20 protein-coding genes are annotated in these 18,964 nt (G+C 66.2%); 13 read left to right on the top strand and 7 right to left on the bottom strand.

Going from position 1 to position 18,964, the window contains the following annotated elements; translation table 11 throughout:
• The first annotated feature begins 129 nt into the window (after positions 1–129).
• From K940_RS0110420 to K940_RS0110385, 8 genes are all read left to right on the top strand, one after another.
• Positions 130–453, top strand: coding sequence for a hypothetical protein (locus K940_RS0110420; protein ID WP_028477492.1), 324 nt, complete (start codon positions 130–132; stop codon positions 451–453).
• A gap of 274 nt (positions 454–727) precedes the next feature.
• A complete protein-coding gene (locus tag K940_RS0110415; protein ID WP_028477491.1) occupies positions 728–1,546 on the top strand; it encodes an RNA methyltransferase in 819 nt (272 codons plus the stop codon).
• 174 nt (positions 1,547–1,720) lie between these two features.
• On the top strand, positions 1,721–2,782 hold the full coding sequence (gene pheS, locus K940_RS0110410; protein ID WP_028477490.1) for a phenylalanine--tRNA ligase subunit alpha: 1,062 nt from the start codon (positions 1,721–1,723) through the stop codon (positions 2,780–2,782).
• Positions 2,783–2,814: 32 nt separating this feature from the next.
• Positions 2,815–5,340, top strand: coding sequence for a phenylalanine--tRNA ligase subunit beta (pheT, locus tag K940_RS0110405; protein ID WP_028477489.1), 2,526 nt, complete (start codon positions 2,815–2,817; stop codon positions 5,338–5,340).
• Positions 5,341–5,442: 102 nt separating this feature from the next.
• The gene (locus K940_RS0110400; RefSeq protein ID WP_028477488.1) at positions 5,443–6,210 is read left to right on the top strand and encodes an alpha/beta hydrolase; all 768 of its coding nucleotides are present in this window, start codon (positions 5,443–5,445) and stop codon (positions 6,208–6,210) included.
• A gap of 232 nt (positions 6,211–6,442) precedes the next feature.
• Complete coding sequence (locus K940_RS0110395; RefSeq protein ID WP_028477487.1) at positions 6,443–7,465, top strand: hypothetical protein; 1,023 nt, start codon at positions 6,443–6,445, stop codon at positions 7,463–7,465.
• Positions 7,466–7,590: 125 nt separating this feature from the next.
• Positions 7,591–10,344 carry a phosphoenolpyruvate carboxylase gene (gene ppc / locus K940_RS0110390; RefSeq protein ID WP_028477486.1) on the top strand — a complete coding sequence of 918 codons (2,754 nt, stop codon included), beginning with the start codon at positions 7,591–7,593 and terminating at the stop codon, positions 10,342–10,344.
• A 39-nt stretch (positions 10,345–10,383) separates the two neighbouring features.
• Entirely contained in the window at positions 10,384–11,685 is a 1,302-nt protein-coding gene (locus tag K940_RS0110385; RefSeq protein WP_028477485.1) for an amino acid deaminase, read from the top strand.
• 86 nt (positions 11,686–11,771) lie between these two features.
• Here the strand turns inward: K940_RS0110385 and K940_RS31525 are convergent, their stop codons facing one another.
• From K940_RS31525 to K940_RS0110380, 3 genes are all read right to left on the bottom strand, one after another.
• Positions 11,772–11,984, bottom strand: a complete 213-nt coding sequence (locus K940_RS31525; RefSeq protein WP_081706273.1) for a DUF397 domain-containing protein — start codon at positions 11,982–11,984, stop codon at positions 11,772–11,774.
• A gap of 113 nt (positions 11,985–12,097) precedes the next feature.
• The gene (locus K940_RS31520; RefSeq protein ID WP_081706272.1) at positions 12,098–12,310 is read right to left on the bottom strand and encodes a DUF397 domain-containing protein; all 213 of its coding nucleotides are present in this window, start codon (positions 12,308–12,310) and stop codon (positions 12,098–12,100) included.
• Positions 12,300–13,241 carry a helix-turn-helix transcriptional regulator gene (locus tag K940_RS0110380; RefSeq protein WP_081706271.1) on the bottom strand — a complete coding sequence of 314 codons (942 nt, stop codon included), beginning with the start codon at positions 13,239–13,241 and terminating at the stop codon, positions 12,300–12,302. The genes K940_RS31520 and K940_RS0110380 overlap by 11 nt, the downstream gene beginning before the upstream one ends.
• Positions 13,242–13,362: 121 nt before the next feature.
• Between K940_RS0110380 and K940_RS0110375 the strand changes: the two genes are divergently transcribed.
• Together K940_RS0110375 and K940_RS0110370 are read left to right on the top strand one after the other, a co-directional pair.
• The gene (locus K940_RS0110375) at positions 13,363–13,611 is read left to right on the top strand and encodes a helix-turn-helix domain-containing protein (protein WP_155980807.1); all 249 of its coding nucleotides are present in this window, start codon (positions 13,363–13,365) and stop codon (positions 13,609–13,611) included.
• Between the two features lie 11 nt (positions 13,612–13,622).
• Complete coding sequence (locus K940_RS0110370; RefSeq protein WP_028477482.1) at positions 13,623–13,958, top strand: hypothetical protein; 336 nt, start codon at positions 13,623–13,625, stop codon at positions 13,956–13,958.
• A 117-nt stretch (positions 13,959–14,075) separates the two neighbouring features.
• Here the strand turns inward: K940_RS0110370 and K940_RS0110365 are convergent, their stop codons facing one another.
• The 3 genes from K940_RS0110365 to K940_RS27760 are packed head-to-tail and all read right to left on the bottom strand — an operon-like array spanning position 14,076 to position 17,074.
• Positions 14,076–14,963, bottom strand: a complete 888-nt coding sequence (locus tag K940_RS0110365; protein WP_028477481.1) for a MurR/RpiR family transcriptional regulator — start codon at positions 14,961–14,963, stop codon at positions 14,076–14,078.
• A gap of 46 nt (positions 14,964–15,009) precedes the next feature.
• A complete protein-coding gene (locus K940_RS0110360; protein WP_231390316.1) occupies positions 15,010–16,275 on the bottom strand; it encodes an MFS transporter in 1,266 nt (421 codons plus the stop codon).
• A gap of 10 nt (positions 16,276–16,285) precedes the next feature.
• Positions 16,286–17,074 (bottom strand): MBL fold metallo-hydrolase, encoded by a 789-nt coding sequence (locus K940_RS27760; protein ID WP_036528190.1) that lies wholly within the window; start codon positions 17,072–17,074, stop codon positions 16,286–16,288.
• An 89-nt stretch (positions 17,075–17,163) separates the two neighbouring features.
• On the opposite strand from K940_RS27760, the gene K940_RS0110345 reads away from it, so the two are divergent.
• Positions 17,164–17,766: an ABATE domain-containing protein gene (locus tag K940_RS0110345; RefSeq protein ID WP_196812160.1), complete on the top strand. Its 603-nt coding sequence runs from the start codon at positions 17,164–17,166 to the stop codon at positions 17,764–17,766.
• Between the two features lie 63 nt (positions 17,767–17,829).
• On the opposite strand, the gene K940_RS0110340 is transcribed toward K940_RS0110345, so the two are convergent.
• Positions 17,830–18,210, bottom strand: a complete 381-nt coding sequence (locus K940_RS0110340; RefSeq protein ID WP_028477477.1) for a hypothetical protein — start codon at positions 18,208–18,210, stop codon at positions 17,830–17,832.
• Positions 18,211–18,533: 323 nt separating this feature from the next.
• Between K940_RS0110340 and K940_RS0110335 the strand changes: the two genes are divergently transcribed.
• Together K940_RS0110335 and K940_RS0110330 are read left to right on the top strand one after the other, a co-directional pair.
• Positions 18,534–18,713, top strand: a complete 180-nt coding sequence (locus K940_RS0110335) for a hypothetical protein (protein ID WP_028477476.1) — start codon at positions 18,534–18,536, stop codon at positions 18,711–18,713.
• Positions 18,714–18,754: 41 nt separating this feature from the next.
• The gene (locus K940_RS0110330; protein ID WP_028477475.1) at positions 18,755–18,961 is read left to right on the top strand and encodes a hypothetical protein; all 207 of its coding nucleotides are present in this window, start codon (positions 18,755–18,757) and stop codon (positions 18,959–18,961) included.
• Positions 18,962–18,964: the final 3 nt, after the last annotated feature.

The raw sequence follows: 18,964 nt of genomic DNA, 5'->3' as shown, positions 1-18,964 counted from the left end.
CTGCCTGGCCAGTTCGCATTACAGACCGGCGCGATGGTGGATCACCGACCGGGGCAAGCTACTGGCCAGATCCCGCGCCTACCGCGAATTCCTCACCCACAATGCAACCACCAGGATGGGCGGTCGGCGATGATCAAACCGACCGCGATCGGTTACCTGCGTCGCGATGTGTCCGGTATTCGTCAGGACTGGCACGAAATTCAGATGCGGAGTCTGGCGAAGCTCTTCGGCTATGACTTGGCGAAGACAGTGGTGTTCACCGCGAATACGACTTCTGCGACGGTGCGGTTGATGACCGTGGTGTGGCGCGTGGATGCTGCTGCTGTGATCGTGCCCAGCGTCGAGCATTTCGGTGTGGAGGTTCCTGTCGAGTTGGTGCAGCTCGCTGACGTGATCACCGTGGCGCCACCGCACACCTATCAGCGAGTGCTACCGAGCCCATTCCGAGCCTGATTACTGGTGGGACTCCAGGAGTGATCCGCGCCATCAGGGCTGCAGTCGCCCATGCGTCGCTGGATGGGGGGCGGATGACTTTCGGTCGGTGCTGTGCGTGCCGCAGGATGGCCGATTGCACCCCACTGGAGGGATACACCTCAGCTACGGATTCAGCGGCCCTCGCGAGGATGAGCTGCGCCGCGCGACTGAGCGCCGAGCGGAGCAGATTCATCCCAGAGCGTGGTGCCGCATGCATGAAATGCCCGATCTAGCTGGGCGTTATTGTTCGAGAATGGCACATCAGAATTTGGTCGACTGGCGCAATCCGCGGGTCGTTTCCGCTGTCAAGCTGCACCGTGGCTCACAGCGCCGACACGCGGGCCGGTTCCTCGCCGAAGGCGCCAACGCAGTTGCTGCGGCGTTGGACACCGGGCGGGTGCGCGAGGTGTTCTACGCGCACAGCGCAGCGGAGCGTGACCGTGCACTGATCGCCGGTGCGGTGGCGGCCGGGGTGCGGTGCACCCTGGTCAGCGATCGTGCCGCCCGCAACCTCAGTGAAACCGTCACCGCTCCGGGGCTGGTGGCAGTCTGCGACCTGGTGGACGTGCCGGTCGCGCGGATACTCGACGCGTCCCCGCGAATGCTGGCGGTCCCGGTCGAGCTGTCCGATCCGGGAAACGCCGGAACCGTGATCCGGATTGCTGATTCTGTGGGCGCGGATGGGGTGATATTGGCAGGTGACACGGTCGACCCGCACAACGGCAAGTGTGTGCGCGCCAGTGCGGGCAGCATCTTTCATGTGCCGATCGCGCGGCATCGTGATATCGGTGACACGCTCGATACATTGGCGGCGGCGGGGATCGCAGTGCTGGCGACGGCGGCGAACGGTGAGGTCGACCTCGATGATGCCGATGAGCTGTTCACCGGACCGGTTGCCTGGTTGTTCGGCAACGAGGCGCATGGCCTCGACCCGGCGATTGCGCGTCGTGCCGACCATCGCATTCGCATTCCTATTCGCGGCCGGGCCGAGAGCCTGAATCTGGCCGCCGCTGCCGCGATCTGCCTATATGCGAATTCCCGCATCCGCTATCGATCCGACAGGCCCTCGTAGACCGGTGCCGCGTGACATCTAGTATCGAGTGCTGGTAACAGACCGCTCGGTCCACTGTGGAGGGTAATCCACGTGAACCGCTCATGACGCATCGAATACGATGCGACCAGCAGCAATGCGGGCGGGCTCCCAGCCGGTCCCGCGAACCGATTCCCAGGGGAGAGACTGAGCATCGTGGCCGACGACATCGACGCAGGCGAGCCGAACGCGGCGCTGACCGAGGAGGCACTGGCCGCTGCGGCGGCGGCCGCCGAGAAGGCGTTCGCCGCTGCCGCGGATCTGGATGCGCTCGCGGTCGCGAAGACCGAGCATCTCGGTGGCAAGGCGCCGCTGGCGCTGGCTCAGCGCGCGCTGGGCGGCCTGCCGAAGTCGGAGAAGGCCGACGCCGGCAAACGGGTCAACGTGGCCCGGACCCGGGTGTCGGAGGCATACCAGGCCCGCCGCGCCATCTTGTCGGCCGAGCGAGACGCGGCCGTGTTGAGCGCCGAAGCCATCGACGTGACGCTGCCGGCTCGGCGCTCGGCGCTCGGCGCTCGGCACCCGATCACGGTCATCTCCGAGGAGATCGCCGACGTGTTCGTCGCGATGGGTTGGGAGATCGCCGAAGGCCCCGAGGTGGAGACCGAGCACTTCAACTTCGATGCGCTGAACTTCTTGCCCGACCACCCCGCGCGCACCATGCAGGACACCTTCCACATCGCGCCCGAGGGGTCGCGTCAGGTCCTGCGCACCCACACCTCACCGGTACAGGTGCGCTCGATGCTCGAACGCGACCTGCCGATCTACGTGGCCTGCCCGGGACGCACCTTCCGCACCGACGAACTGGACGCCACCCACACCCCGGTGTTCTCCCAGGTCGAGGGTTTGGCCGTGGACAAGGGGCTGACCATGGCCCATTTGCGCGGAACCCTGGATGCCCTGGGGCGCGCGTTGTTCGGCCCGCAGACCCGGACCCGTATGCGCCCCAACTACTTTCCGTTCACCGAGCCGTCCGCCGAGGTCGATGTGTGGTTCCCGGACAAGAAGGGCGGCGCCGGCTGGGTCGAGTGGGGCGGCTGCGGCATGGTGAACCCGAAGGTGCTGATCGCCAACGGAATAGATCCCGAGGTGTACAGCGGGTTCGCGTTCGGCATGGGCCTGGAGCGGACCTTGCAGTTCCGCAACGGCATCCCGGACATGCGTGACATCGTCGAAGGCGACGTGCGTTTCACGCTGCCCTTCGGTATCCGGTCCTGACCTTCCCTTCGATCGAGAGAGCGACACGTCAAGTGCGAGTAGCACAGTCCTGGCTGACCGACATCATCCAGCACGCCAGTCCCGAATGGTCGGTGACACCGCAAGAGCTCGACGCGGGATTCGTCCGGGTCGGGCTGGAGGTCGAAGAGCTCGATACGCTGCACCGGGTGGCCGGTTCGGGCGAGGGCGGCTCGGCCTCGGATGGCGCGCCGCCGCTGGTCGTCGGTCGAGTTGCCGAGATCACCGAGTTGACCGAGTTCAAAAAGCCGATCCGCTTGTGCAAGGTGGATATCGGCAAACCCGAGTTGCAGCAGATCATCTGTGGTGCGAGCAACTTCGTGGTCGACGACCTCGTGGTGGTGGTATTGCCGGGTGGGGTGTTGCCCGGCGGATTCCAGATCACCGCGCGCAAGACCTACGGACATGTCTCGCATGGGATGATCTGTTCGGTTGCCGAACTCGGCATCGGCAAAGATCATTCCGGCATCCTGGTGTTGGAGAAGGGCACCGCCGAGCCGGGCACCGACGCCAACGAGGTCCTCGGCCTCCACGACACGGTCGTCGAGTTGAACATCACCCCCGATCGCGGCTATTGCTTCTCGGTACGCGGATTGGCCCGGGAACTGGCTTGTGGATTCGATCTCGAATACGCCGATCCCGCGGTGCGGTTGCTGCCCGACCACGAAACCGAAGCCTGGTCGATTCGGGTCGAGCCGGACTCGCGGTGTACCCGTTTCGGGGCCCGTCGCGTCACCGGTATCGACCCGACAGCGGTCAGCCCGTGGTGGTTGCAGCGCAGATTGTTGCTCTCCGGCGTGCGCCCGATCTCGCCGGCGGTCGATGTCACCAACTACGTCATGCTCGAGCTGGGTCAGCCGCTGCACGCCTTCGACGCCGCGAAAATTTCCGGCGCCCTGGTGGTGCGCACCGCGAACGCCGGTGAGACATTGCGGACCTTGGATGGCGTCGAGCGGGTTCTCGCCGCGGAGGACGTGGTGATCGCCGACGATTCCGGCGTCGTCTCGCTGGCTGGAGTGATGGGCGGGGCCAGTACCGAGGTCAGTGCGGACAGCACCGACATTCTGTTGGAAGCGGCCACCTGGAACCCACTGTCGATCTATCGGACCGCCCGGCGGCACAAGCTGGTATCCGAGGCAGGCAAACGGTATGAGCGCATTGTCGATCCGATGATCAATATTGCCGCGCTCGACCGCGCGGCCACGCTGCTCGCCGAGATCGCCGGCGGCACTGTCGAGCCGGTGCTCAGCGACATCCAGGCCGCGGTCGCGGCGGCCGAACCCATTCACATGGACATCGACTTGCCCGATCGCGTCGCCGGCGTCACCTACCCGACCGGGACTGCGGCGCGCCGGCTGGCTCAGATCGGCTGCACCGTCGAGGTCGGTGTCAGTCCCACGGGACACGGCCAGTTGGTGGTGACCCCGCCCAGTTGGCGCCCGGATCTGAGTGGGCCGGCCGATCTGGTGGAAGAGGTGCTGCGGCTCGAGGGGCTCGAGCGGATTCCGTCCGTGCTGCCCGTCGCACCGGCAGGCCGAGGACTCACCTCGGCGCAGCGCCGCCGGCGAGCGGTCAGCCGTGCCTTGGCCTTCGCCGGGTGTGTGGAAGTTCCACCGCCGGTCTTCCTGCCCGCCGGCGTGTTCGACACCTGGGGGCTGAGCGCCGACGACCCGCGCCGGGCTACGACCCGAGTGCTGAACCCGCTCGACGTGGAGCGGGCCGAGTTGGCCACCACCTTGTTGCCCGGTCTGCTCGAAGTGGCCGCCCGCAATATCTCGCGGGGTGCGCGTGACCTCGCCATCTACGGCATCGCCCAGGTTGTGCTGCCGGACTCGACCACCCGATCGGTGCCGGCGCTGCCGGTGGATCGACGTCCGACCGATGCCCAGGTGGCCGAGCTGTTCGATTCGCTACCAGCCCAGCCGGTGCACGTGGCGGCGGTGTTGACCGGGCGCCGCGACCCGCGTGGGCCATGGGGGTCCGGCCGCCCGGTCGAGGCCGCCGACGTTTTCGCTTTGGCCGAAGTGGTCGCCGACGCGGCGGGCGTGCACATGACCCGCAACGCCGCCACCCCCCTACCGTGGCACCCCGGTCGGTGTGCCGAGCTGGTGGTCGATGGGACCGTCGTCGGGCATGCGGGGGAACTGCACCCGGCGGTGCTGGAACGTGCGGGTCTGCCGCCACGGACCTGTGCTGTCGAACTCGACCTGGATGCGCTGCCGTTGCACGAGGCCCGGCCGGCGCCGACGGTGTCACCGTTCCCCGCGGTGCTGCAGGATGTCGCGGTGAGCGTCGACAAGATGGTTGCGGCGGCAGCGGTGGAGTCGGCGTTGCGCTCCGGCGGCGGCGAACTGTTGGAGGACATCGCACTGTTCGACGTGTACGAGGGAGCTCAAGCGGGCGAAGGGCGTAAATCACTGGCTTACGCCTTGCGCTTCCGCGCCGCCGATCGGACGCTGACCGAAGAGGAGGCCAGTGCGGCGCGTGACGCGGCCGTCGCCGCCGCAGCCGAGGCCGTGGGCGCTGTGCTACGTGGCTGAACGCGAGGCTACGTGGCTGAACGCGAGGCTACGCGGCTGAACGCGAGCGCCGTTCCTGCGCGCCCCGTGGCGGTCGCCCACCCGTCCGGTAGAAATGAAGACATGCGTCACCCAGCCACACCGATCCTCAACGCATTGACCTATCGGCCGGAGCGGACCCTGCTGCAGACCCCCGACCAGCTCGGGCTGCAGTACACCGACGTGTCCTCGGTGACCGCCGACGGGGAAACCCTGCACGGCTGGTGGGTACCGGCGCGCGATCCGATCGGGCACGTGCTGTTCGCACACGGCAATGCGGGCAATATCGGTGACCAGGTCTCGTTGATGGCGATGCTCGTCGAGGCTGGTTTCGATGCATTGGTCTTCGACTACCGCGGCTATGGACGCAGCACGGGAAAACCCTCCGAGCACGGGACCTATCTGGATGCTCGCGCCGCGCGCGAGACGTTGCTGGCGCAGCCGGGGGTGCATGCGGACCGGGTGCTCTACCTGGGCGAATCGCTCGGCGGCGGGATCGTGCTCGAACTGGCGCAACGGTATCCACCGGCCGGATTGATGGTGATGTCCACGTTCACCGGTCTTCGCGATGCCGCGCACGGGGTGTACCCGCTGCTGCCGGCTGCATTGATTCCGAACGCGTATCCGAATCTGCAACGGATCGGCCGGGTCCGCGCCCCGGTGCTGATCATGCACGGCGACCAGGACGAACTGCTGCCGCTGCCGCACGCGCACGCGCTGTACGCGGCAGCGCCGGAGCCGAAGCGTCTCGTCGTCTTTCCGGGCGCGGGGCACGGAGAGGTGGCCACCGTCGGTGGTTCGGAGTGGTACGGCCTCGTGCGCGACTGGGCGGGTGCTCTCGTTCGGCAGTGAGCGGTGCCGGCGACGGCCTCCGGTGCTGCGCTCGCCGCGCCGACGTCGCCGAGGTAGGTTCGCGCCTGCAGTCGCTGGAGGTTGGTTCCGCTCGCGCGCTGCGGTTTTCGTCCCGGCGCGATAGGGTCGAGCAGCCTTTCGGTGACCGCACGACACAGGCGCCGGGGCGTGGACGAGCACTGCGAGCACGTGAGGATGTCGCGCGCTGGCGCGACGGCGAGAGGGGAACTCGATGAGCGAGCCGAAGGAGATCGCGGCACGGCTTCTGGACGCTCAGGTGGAGTTCTTGCTCGCCGAGGTCACCGGTGAGCGCTTCACCGAGGTGATCGTGCGCGACACCGAGGCAGCGCTCGAGGTCGCCGACACGCTCGTCGTCCGTGATGTCATCGAGGTCGAGCAGGCCAAGAAGACCGTCCGCACCGTCATCGAGTTGATCGGTGGCAGCCCGGTCATCGCCGATACGGTCGGTGTGTTCGCCGACGCCATCTACGCTCACATTGCCGCGGAACGCGAGCACACACTCGGCGACGTGGTCGACCGCGAGCCCATGGAGGCGTTGCTGGCGAAGATCTTGGACATGCGTCGCGCGCAGGAGCGCACGCTGGACCGGCTCGCCGAAAGTCCTCTGGTCGCGACGGTCGCTTCGAAGTTCGTGGACAAGCTGCTCGAGGATTTCGTGCAGGCCAACCGGGAATTCGCCGAGAAGATCCCGGGTGTGTCCTCGCTGGTGTCGTTGGGGCAATCCGCGGCCAACAAAGCCAAGAAGGTCGCCGACGGCACGTTCGTCGGCGACCTGGCGGGCAAGGGCACGCTGTTCGCGCTCAAGCGCACCACCAACGCCGTGCGCGAGATGCTGCGCGATGCGCCGGTGCACGCGGCAGCCATGGAGTTCTGGGACCTGCATGCCGGCGAACCGGTCGGTGAGCTGCGCGCCTACCTCAGCAGCAAAGACCTCGCCGAGCTCGCGCTACTGGTCTACGAGGTCGCGGTCACCACCCGCGAGAAGGGCTATGTCGGCCTGCTGGTGGACCAGTGCGTAGAGGTGTTCTTCAGCAAATACGGTGACTACACCCTGGCAACGATGCTGCCCGAACTCGGACTCACCGGTGACGACATCGTCACCGAGATCTTGCGGTACGGTCCGGCCGTCATCGAGGGGGCAAAGCGTGACGGGGTGCTGGCGACGCTGATCGCTCAGCGCCTGACCCCCTTCTATACCTCTGACACGGTGCTCGACATCCTCGCGGGGAAGTAGACCGGGGACGGCGGGTCGGATCGCCGAGCGGTTGCAGCCGCGTGACCGCGGACCACCGTCTACTCTGGCCCACGTTGCGCGCCGCTGTCGGTTACGGACAATACTGTCTGAGCATGGGCGAATCGATGATCGGCACCCCACACGACGCAACGCGGCCGCTGCGCGACGACATCCGATTCCTCGGTGGCGTGCTCGGCGACATCATCCGGGACCATGAGGGACCAGAAGTCTTCGACCTGGTCGAGCGGGTGCGTATCGAGGCGTTCCGCGTGCGCCGCGAGGAGGTCGGGCGCAGCGCCGTCGCGCAGATGCTGGACGACGTGGACATCACGAGGGCGCTTCCGCTCATCCGCGCGTTCAGTTACTTCGTCTTGCTGGCCAATCTGGCCGAGGACATTCAGCGCGACCGACGCCGCGCTGCCCACGAAGCAGCCGGTGAACCGCCGCAGGACTCGTCGTTGGCGGCGACCTACCGCAAGCTCGACGCCGCCGCGCTGGACGCGACTCGGGTCGGGGAGCTGCTGGCCGATGCGTTGGTGTCGCCAGTGATCACCGCACACCCGACCGAGACCCGGCGACGCACCGTCTTCGACGCACAGGCCCGGATCACCGAACTGTTGCGTCTGCGTCAACGCTATGCCGACTCCGAGCGCGCCGAGCTCGACCGCGGCATTCGTCGCCAGGTGCTCAGCCTCTGGCGCACAGCGTTGATCCGCCTGGCCCGCCTGCGGATTCAGGACGAGATCTCGGTGGGTCTGCGCTACTACGACCTCACATTGTTCGATGTCATCCCAGCGATCAATGCCGAGGTGCGCGCCGCGTTGCGCACCCGCTGGCCCGGGGTGGAGTTGCTGCGCCGCCCGATTCTGCGTCCCGGCTCGTGGATCGGGGGCGACCGGGACGGAAACCCCTACGTGACCGCCGATGTGGTGCGCCAGGCCGCCTATCGCGCCGCTGGTGTGGCCTTCGAGCGCTACCTGAGCGAATTGGTGGAGTTGGAGAAGACGCTGGCGTTGTCGGCCCGGCTGGTCACGGTGACCCCCGCGGTGGCGGCTCTCGCCGAGACCGGCTACCCCGATCCGGCCATTCATGCCGACGAGCCGTATCGCCGCGCGCTACACCATATTCGGGCGCGACTGACCGCCACCGCATGGACCGCACTCGGGGAGATGTCGCCAGGTGGCCCCGAGGACGTGGCGCAGCCCTACCCGACTCCGGCAGCGGTATTGGACGATCTCGACGCGGTGGACGCCTCGCTGCGGCGCGGTGGCGACGGTCTGCTCGCCGACGATCGTCTGGCCGCATTGCGACATGCGGTGGAAACGTTCGGCTTCCACCTCCAGGGACTGGACATGCGGCAGAACTCCGAGGTGCACGAGCAGGTGGTGGCGGAGCTACTGGCCTGGGCCGGGGTGCACCGCGACTATGCCGGTCTACCGGAGGCGCGGCGCGTGGAGGTGTTGGCAGCGGAGTTGTGCACCCGGCGTCCTCTGCTCGGTCCGCGGGCGCGGCTGAGCGAGCAGGCCGTCAAGGAGTTGGGCATCATTCGCGCCGCACGGGACGTCGTGGCCGCTCTCGGCGCAGGGGCGGTGCCGAATTACATCATCAGCATGTGCACCTCGGTTAGCGACTTGCTCGAGGCCGCCCTGCTGTTGAAGGAGGGTGGGCTGCTCGATCCGGGGGAGACGGACGGGCCACCGAGCTGCCCGGTGGGTATCGTGCCGCTGTTCGAGACCATCGAAGACTTGGGCGCTGGCGCCACGACTTTGTCCGCCGCGCTGGAGGTTCCGGTGTATCGCGAGCTGGTGGCAGCGCAGGGAATGCGTCAGGAAGTCATGCTCGGCTATTCCGATTCCAACAAAGACGGCGGGTACCTGGCCGCGAACTGGGCACTGTATCGCGCAGAGTTGGATTTGGTCGATGTGGCGCGCAAGACCGGAATCCGCTTGCGGCTGTTCCACGGTCGCGGCGGGACCGTGGGTCGCGGCGGTGGCCGCAGCTACGACGCGATCCTTGCTCAGCCAGCCGGCGCCGTTCGTGGTTCGCTGCGGCTCACCGAGCAGGGCGAGGTGATCGCCGCCAAATACGCCGAACCCGGTGCGGCGCACCGCAACTTGGAGTCACTGCTGGCCGGTACGCTCGAGTCGACATTGTTGGATGTGGAAGGACTCGGCACGGACGCGGAGCCGTCCTACGCGATCATGGACGACCTGGCGGCGCGGGCCCGCGCGGCATACACCCAGTTGGTGCACGAAACCCCAGGGTTCGTCCAGTATTTCCGCCAGTCCACGCCGGTCGCCGAGGTCGGTGACCTGAATATCGGCAGCAGACCCGCCTCGCGCAAACCGACGAATTCGGTCGCGGACCTGCGGGCCATCCCCTGGGTGATGTCGTGGAGTCAGGCACGGGTGATGCTGCCGGGGTGGTATGGCACCGGCGCGGCGCTCGAGCAGTGGATCGGTGGCGATCCGCACCGTCTGGCAGTTCTGACGGATCTGTATCGGCGGTGGCCGTTCTTCCGCACCGTCTTGTCGAATTTGGCCCAGGTGATGGCCAAGAGCGATTTGGACATCGCAGCCCGGTATGCCGAACTGGTCGACGACGTGTCGTTGCGGGAAGAGATTTTCGGCATGATCTGCGACGAGCATGCACGTACCATGCGCATGCACGCCGCGATCACCGGCAACGATCACCTCCTGGCCGACAACCCGTCGCTGGCCGAGTCCATTCACAACCGATTCCCCTACCTGGAGCCGCTCAATCAGATGCAGGTGCAGTTGCTGCGTCGCCTACGCGCCGGCGACGACTCCGAACTGGTGAAGCGCGGCATTCTGCTGACCATGAACGGCCTGGCTACCGCACTGCGCAATTCGGGCTGACCGGTGCGCACCAGGGCCGCGCTCGACGGAAGGAATGTGATGTCGATCGACGATGCCGCGGTTGCGGCGCTCGGGGACCGCACGATCGGTCCCGAGCACAAAGGCATGCCGCCTGCGTCGTGGGGTTCCACGGTGAGAGAGTTCTTGTCCACTGCACCGACACTCGGGCAGTTGCAGACACCGATGTTCACCGTCGACCGCGGTGCAGTGGCAACGAATATCTCCGTCATGGCCGACTGGGCGCACGCGGCCGGGGTGCGTCTGGCGCCACACGGCAAAACGACCATGGCCCCTCGATTGTGGGCCGACCAACTGGCCGCGGGGTCGTGGGGGATCACGGTGGCCACTGTCTGGCAGGCGCAGGTGGCGCGTGCTTTCGGTGTCGCGCGGGTACTGCTGGCCAATACACTCGTCGATCCGGTCGGATTGCGCTGGGTCGTGGCGGAAATCATGCACGACTCGTCCTTCGAGTTCTTCTGCTGGGCAGACAGTGTCGAGACGGTCGCACTGATGGATGCGCACCTGCACGGCGCGCCGGGCTCGGCGCGCATCCCGGTGCTGGTGGAACTGGGTGCGCCGGGTGGCCGTACCGGCGCGCGCACCGTCGACGAGGCGGCTGCCGTTGCGCGGGCGATCGCCGGCGCCTCGCGGTTGACACTGGCAGGCGTGGGTGGCTATGAGGGCGTACTGGCCTACGAACGCTCTCCGAAAGGCGTCGCAGCGGTCGAGGACTACCTCGGCCAGCTCGCTCGCCTACACCGCGAACTGGCCGACGCGGGGGTGTACCGAGGCGCGGCGATTCTCACCGCGGGCGGCAGCACCTATCCGGACCTGGTGGTGGAACACCTGGCACCGTTGGCCGACGAGCACGGCGCTCGCGGTGTCGCGACGACTGTCGTGCTGCGTTCCGGGGCCTACGTCATCCATGACGACGGTTTCTACGCGGCGGTGTCGCCGTTGGCCCTGCCGAACGCTGTCACACCACTGCGTGCGGCGATGCACGGCTGGGCTCGCGTATTGTCCTGCCCGGAGCCAGGTCTCGCCCTATTGGACGCGGGCAGACGTGACCTCCCGTTCGACGCCGGCCTCCCGGTTCCGCAGCTGGTCGTGGGGGAGGGCTCCGAGCCACTCGTCGGCGCGACGGTATCCGCGCTCAACGATCAGCATGCCTTCCTGCGGCTGCCGCCCAGCGCAGCGTCGACGCTGCAGATCGGTGCGGTCGTGCGTCTCGGCCTGTCTCATCCGTGTACCGCTTTCGACAAGTGGCGGCTCATCCCGGTGGTCGACGACGCCGACGCCCCCGCCCCGAAGGTCGTCGATGTGCTGCACACATTCTTCTGACGACCAGCCCGTAGCCGAAGGCAGGGGCGGAACGGCCCGGCGCTGGCCCGATTGCCGCTCCGGGCCATCCGGGAATCGCCGAACAGTCAGGCAGGGGACCGGTTGAACTCCTCGTGCGCTACTGCTGCGGTGAAGGCATCCCATACAGCGGGGTGAAATATCAGAATCGAGCCTGCAGGGTCCTTGGAATCCCGTACTCCGATGCTCCCTCCTTCGAGGAAAGCAACCTCGACGCATTCTTGCCCACCGGAGCTGTGGCTGGACTTGAACCACTCGGCTCCGGCCAGATCAACGGTCACTGCTGTGCTCCCTTGCTTTCACTCTCAGGAGGTCCCGGCTCGGACGTGCGTCCAGGCTCGTAGCGTGAACCTTCTGTCGGTCGATCCTTGCCATCCGGGAGGTCGCCGAACAGTCAGGCAGGGGACCGGTTGAACTCCTCGTGCGCTACTGTCGCGGTGAAGGCATCCCATACAGCGGGGTGAAATATCAGAATCGAGCCTGCAGGGTCCTTGGAATCCCGTACTCCGACTCTCCCACCTTCGAGGAAGGCGACCTCGACGCAGTCTTGTCCCCCAGAGCTGTGGCTGGACTTGAACCACCGAGCCAGTGTCAGGTCAACGCTCACTGTCGTACTCCCTTGCTATCTGTCGCAACATATCTCGGCTGGGACGAGTGTCCAGCGCGGAACTTTGCACTATCTCGAACGACCGTCGGTAGAGTTCCACTTCTGTTCGTCGCTCGAAGTACATCGCTCCCGCAAAGCTTTCCGAGAACACAACAGTAGGTTCGACCAACCTGCCATGGGTATCGCGGTCGAATTCGAAAACGGTGAATGGTGGTAGTGGCATCCCCAAGGGGAGACCTGCACGGAAGGGCAGCAATCGGACTTCGATATTGTCTCGAGTGCCCAGGTCCGCGATGTGTCGTAACAGTGCAGCCATGACACGACGATCGCCGATCACGGTCCGTAGTACGTTTTCGTGGAGGACTATCACGGCGCGGGTGGGCCTGCGTTTGCGCGTGAGGATGTTCTGCCGTCTGATTCGTAGCGCGACTCGCCGGTCCAGCTCTTCGCTCGTTTCATCCGGGAAATAGATTCGATCGAGTGCACGCGCGTAGTTCGCTGTCTGCAGCAGGCCGGGGACGACGAGCGGCTGAAACATTGTCAGGGTATTCGCACCGGACTCCAAACCGACGAACAGGTTCACGTTGGCGGGAATCAGATCGGCGTAGGCGTGCCACCACGACTTCGCCGGAGTCTGCTCGGCAAGACCCTTCGCGACTGCGGTCTTTTCGTCGCTCAGCCCATATATTTCGCAGAGGCCCAGAATATCTCGGACTCTTATCCTTTCGGTCAGCCCGCGCTCGAGGCGATTGACGGTGGACTTGTGCCACTCCATGAGTTGAGCGGCTTTGTCTGTGCTGAGTCCTGCGCCTTCGCGTGCCTCCCGCAGGTACCTGCCGAGCTGCCTGCGTGGCAGGGTGCTACCCGTTTCTTCCAGCTCGCTATCTCTTGCCACATCGTCCCCCTCATCGTTGCATTCTGCAGTGCCCATGCGTTGCAAGATGCGTTGATTCTATGTGGCAGTGCACAACGCGACTATAGCTTTTCGGCGAGAATTTCCGAGCAGTGCTGTTTCGACGACTCGGTGTCGGTGTTCGACGGATCGTGTCGGCATGCCTAGAACAACTCGATTCGATCGGGCGCAGGTCGCAGTGCTGTTGGCACTGGAGCCGGGCGGAATTCTCTCTGTCGCAGCGCTTGCGCTGACCCTCGAACTGTCCGGTCGCCGTGCGCGACGCGCGGTGAAGCGGCTACAGCGTATGGGTCTCGTGGTCGCCGGCGGGCCGGGGGGACATGACGGCTACCAGATCACTCTACGTGGACGAGATGCTCTGTCGGTCGGTGGCCGCACCACGTGGTGAGGCGGCGAAACATGGTGCATATCACCTCGTTCGGTCATTGTGAAGCCAGATGGCGCGTAGTCGGCCCCCGTATCGAGATGGAGTCGTTCGCCGACCACAGTAGCCCGGTCACGGCCTACCGCGTGCGTCTGGACGGAACCGCGGTGGACATTCCCAATGGCGCGTCTGGAGTCGTGTATTTCGGTGAGGACGGCGCTCGCCCGGATCTGGTGCTCGTGCGCGAGTGGTTCCCTGGGCACTGGAAGCTGTGGGACGCGGTGCGCGCAGAGTATTGGGACGCGATACTTCCGCTCGGCACGCCGCGCAATGTCGCGGAACAGGGGCGCCGTCGCCCACACAGGTGGTAGCAGAGCCGCGTCTCGGTGACAATCTCTACCGGAGAAAGTGTTTCGCGTTCGACGGTTCGGGCGCGATCGGGTCTTCCGATACGAAAGGCGGCCTTTCGCGATCGTCCTTCGGCATCGTTAGGCGGTATAGATGTCGAAGGCCTGCAGTAGCGCTTCGTCTTGCTGCAACTCGGCCCGCGTATGTTTCCCGCGCTGCAATGCTACGGCCGTGGACAAGGTCTGAACCAGTGACAGGAAGGCCGACAGCGATCGGAAGATGGTGATGCCGTTGGTGTCCACGAAGAACGTGACATCCGCTGCTGCCGCCAGCGGCGAGGCTGCGTCGTCGGTGAGCGCGATCGCGCGCAAGCCACGTTGGCGCGCGAATCGCAGGGCGCGAACGGTATCGGCGGTGTAGCGGCGGATCGAGATGGCGACGAAGACATCGTTGCTGTCGAGATCGCGCAGTTCGTCCACCAGCCCGCCCAGGGAAGGCGCCACATGCCGCACGCCCGGGCGCACCATATGTAGCAGGTAGGCCATCGTCTGTGCCACGCCCGTGCACTTGCGTAATCCGATGATGTGGACGCGCGGTGCTTCGGCCAGCATCGTGACCGCACGATCCCATTCGGCGGGGTCGATACGGGCGTAGGTACGTGCGAGATTCTGTTGGTCGTGTTCGACGGCGGCGGCGAACAGCGTGGAGGCGCTGTGTTGTTCCGCGGCTTCGAAGCGTCGCACGAGCTGGGCTTGTTCTGCCAGATGTTCGCGGCACAACTTGACCAGCGCCGGATAGCCCGACAGGCCCAGTCCTGTCGCGAACCGCACCAGCGAGGATTGGTGCACGCCGGCCACCCGCGCATTCTCGGCGATCGTCCGGAACGCGGCGCCTTCGGGATCGGTGAGCAACACCTTGGCGACCCGCTGTTGCCCTGGGGCGAATGCGTCCATCCGAGCTTGCAGAACGCTGCGCAACTCCGCATAGGTTTCCGGTGCCGGGGCCACCGCGGTTTCCTTCGCCGCCATGCACCACATCATGGCACAGACGCAATCGAAGTTGCGTCTGCGGTGGTCACGGCCAACGGGGCGAATTGCGTGCGGCCGCGACGACCGGCACGCTGATCAGTGCCAGGATGCCGCCGCCGACCGCCAGCGTGGGGTAGCCGGCATTGGCGACCACCGGCCCCGAGATCATGCCACCGGTCGCGCCCGCGATGGCGATGGTGACGTCGACCAGGCCCTGGGTTTTGGCGCGGGTGGCCAGCGGAACGGCGTCGGTGATGATCGCAGTACCTGCGACGAGGCCGAAGTTCCAGCCGAGACCGAGCAGCGTGAGTGCCACCGTCAACAGCAACACGGAGTCGTTGGGGGCGCAGGCGGCGACGACTCCGGCGCCGAGCAGGGTCAGTCCGGATACGGCGGCGATGGTGAAGCGGCCACAGCGATCCACGAGCCAGCCGGTCAGTGGCGACGGCAGGTACATCGCACCGATGTGGATGGCGATGACGAGGCCGGTGGCGCCGGTGCTGTGGCCATGGTCGTTCATGTGGACGGGCGTCATCGTCATGATCGCGACCATCACGAACTGGGCGAGCACCATAACCACCGCACCGACCAGCACGCCGGAACCGCGCCTGTGGACCGAATGGTGCGGTCGGCCCTCGGCGCTGTCGGGCTGCGCGGCGATGTGTCCGGCCTCGAGCGTGCGGGCGAGCAGTAGTGGGTCGGGGCGCAGCCAGATGGCCAGCACCACGGCGGCCAATGCGTAGGCGGCCCCGGCGAGCAGGAACGGACCGGCCAGATGGGGGATGCCGATTGCGAGTGCGAGGTTGCTGGTCGGCGCGGTGAGGTTGGGGCCGACCACGCCACCGAGTGTGGTGGCGACCAGCACGATGGACACAGCACGGGCGCGGTGCGCCGGGCCGGCCAAATCGGCTCCGGCATACCGGGCTTGCAGATTGGTGGAGGTGCCAGCGCCATAGACGAACAGCGCTACGAACAGCAGGATCGGATTGCCGGCTACGGCGGCCGCAATGACTCCGACACTGCCGATGGCACCGGTCAGATACCCGGCAACCAGGCCGGGGCGGCGGCCGCGGGCTTGCGAAATTCGTCCGACTGCAACGGCCGCCAGCGCGGAGCCTGCAGTCCCGAGCGCACTGGGTAGGCCGGCGAGGCCGGTCGAGCTGAGCATCTCCTGCGCGAGCAGCGCACCGACGGTCACGCCCGCCGCCAGTCCCGCACCGCTCAGTGCCTGAGCGGCAACCAGGACGATCAGGGTGCGGCGCTGGGCCTTGGAGCCGAGGGGATCATCGATGCTGGCAGATACCGAAGTCACCACGACAGCGTCAGCTCAGCTCGCCCAGGTCGAGGCGGTCGCGGAGTCCGGCGGCAGTGAACGCCGCGACCAACTCGGCACGGCCCTCGGTGAAGTGGGCCCAACCCTCGTAATGAACGGGAACGACCCGACGTGCGCCGAGGAGTTCGGCGGCCTCGGCGGTCCGGGTGCTGTCGAGGACGATCGGCGCACCGTCGAAGAGAACGGAGAAGCGGGGAGCTCCGGCGAAGAGGATGGCGGTATCCACCGGTGCGAATCGCTCGGCGATCTCCTCGACCGCAGTGAGCGAGGCGTTGTCGCCGCTGACATAGACGGTGGGTAGGCCTTCCCCGGTCAGGACGAATCCGACAACCTGGCCGGTGATCGGTTCGACCTCCTCGCGTGTGCCCGGCCCGTGGATCGCTGGCACGCCCGTCACGGTGATCGTGCCGTCGCCTCGGCGATCCAACTCGATCGACTCCCAGTCGGCCAGGCCTTTGGCTCCGTTCCCGAGGCGTTGTCCACCACCGGGCGTGGTGAGGGTGAGTGGCACGTCGGAGAGCAGGGCACGACCGGAGTCGTCGAGGTTGTCGGGGTGCTCATCGTGCGAGAGCAGAACCACGTCGATGCGGCCGAGGTCGGCTGGCGCAGCCGAAGCCGGCGCGGTCTTGGTGAGCACGCCGCCCGATTGTTGGTAGTCGCGGGGTGCATCGAAGGTCGGGTCGGTGAGGAACCTCAGCCCGCCGTATTCGAAGAGCGCGGTCGGGCCGCCGAGTACCTGGACGCAGACCTGCTGGTCGGTTGTGCTTTCGGAACCCACGAACAATCTCCTCACGAATAAAACTCCAAATATCCGTGAGATACCGTAGGGTGTTCTCACGGACAAATGCAATTCGTAACATGAGAGCTATGAGAGCTACGAGAGTCGTGCGGGAGGCCTCGACCGCTGCGCTACCGCCGGCGCCCGGGGCCGAGCAGTACCTCGCTGTCGATTTCGCCGACAGCGCCTATGTGCTGCCCGGCGGACACTTCATCGACCTACTCGGCACTCCCGAATCCGCGAATCGGTGGCTCGCCGAACGGGGCCTTGCGCCCGCCGATGCCGGAGTGCAGGAGATGTGTGCGACGCAGCTGCGCGTGCTGCGAGAACACATCAGGGCATTGTTCGCCGCCCGCGTCGCCCAGCAGCCTGTCTTGCCTGCAGCGCTGTCCGCCGTCAACGACGCGCTGAGCAGGACCCCAACGGCCGCCCTGTTGCAATGGGACGAGGCGAATGGCTTCTACCGCACTGCGCTGTGCCCGCCCAACGTCGACCGCGCGCTGGCGACGCTCGCCGCAGATGCGGCAGACCTGCTCAGCGGGTCCGGTGCCGATTTCCTGACGACCTGCGAGTCCGTCCCGTGTAATCGGTACCTGATCCGCCACGGTCGCCGCCACTGGTGCTCGACCCGCTGTGGCGACCGCGCTCGCGCCGCCCGCGCGTACGCCCGCGCCAAGTCGAAAACGGACTGACCATTGCGCCGGTCACCCCACCGCATAGGTTTCCGGTGTCGTGGTATGGCGGTTTCGGGTGGTTCAGCTATCTGGCGCCGACAGTTCGGGGTCGGTCGAATGTCCGGGATCAGGTTGCCAGCCGAGGGTGCGTGCTGCCGCGTCGGCCACGTCGCTGTTCCCGATACCACGCAGCACGAGCAGGCCGTCGAGTTGGGCAAGCAGTGCGACGACCAGCGGCGGCCTGGTGGCGGTGGCCCGTGGTCCTCTGCCGCGCCGCGAACGCTGGGCCTGGACCGCCATGGCCAGCTGTCTGGCCACCTGGTTCGTGGTGGACACCGGATTCTCGTTGGCCGTCGGCGCCACCGCGCATGCCGTGTTCAACCTCCTCTTCGGCGCCGCGCTCGTCATTCGCTGGTCGGTATGCGCCGCCATCTCGGCGCCTGAGGATCGCCGTCGTTCCACTGTGCGCTCATCGGCTTCGATGATGCCTACGCGAGCAAAATGATTGCGTTGACAGATTTGTGCGCAATCGTTGTTGCATATCGAGCTGACTTGTAGTTACATGTCTCGTACCTCGCACGCACTATGACTGGAACAACTTTTTCTAGCTCCGAACCAGGTCCCGCATGTGAGTTCGGAGCGATTCCCCGTATCGGCACCACTCGCTGCCACACGCATGTATGTAGCTGACTGGTAACTCGATATGGGCTGGTGTCTGTATCCATCCGTGGCAACCGACATCCGGCGACCTCGCACGACACTTCACATCAGGACTGGATTCACTCATGAAGACCGAATCGCTCGGCGACGCCGCAGCGTTCTCACCGTTGCCCACCAGCACCCCGCCGATCGGCATGCATGGCGTGGCACGAGTTTCGGGCACCGCGACTGCCCTACGTAGCATCGACCTCGCCGACTGCGCGGTCGCCATGGTCATCGGTCCGCCCGGGACGCGGCAGCGCTGAACATCGAACATCGCTACACCGCAATGCTTTCCACGAACTCTGTGACGAGAACATTCACCCGTCTCACTATGGCGCTACTCGGCTCTACAGCAATCGTTGTCGCGGTGATCTCTGTCGCCACCAACGTGGTGATCTCGTTCCTCGTCCGGTGGCTCGGCTCGCGCGACGGTCGCAGCAGACGCTCGCGAGCCGCCCCGACCATGGACTATCCACTCAGCACCGCACCAGTGGTCGGCACTGCCGGTTGACCG

The sequence above is a fragment of the Nocardia sp. CNY236 genome (assembly GCF_000482385.1).
Taxonomy (GTDB): Bacteria; Actinomycetota; Actinomycetes; order Mycobacteriales; family Mycobacteriaceae; genus Nocardia.
This window is presented reverse-complemented; position numbering and strand designations above follow the sequence as displayed.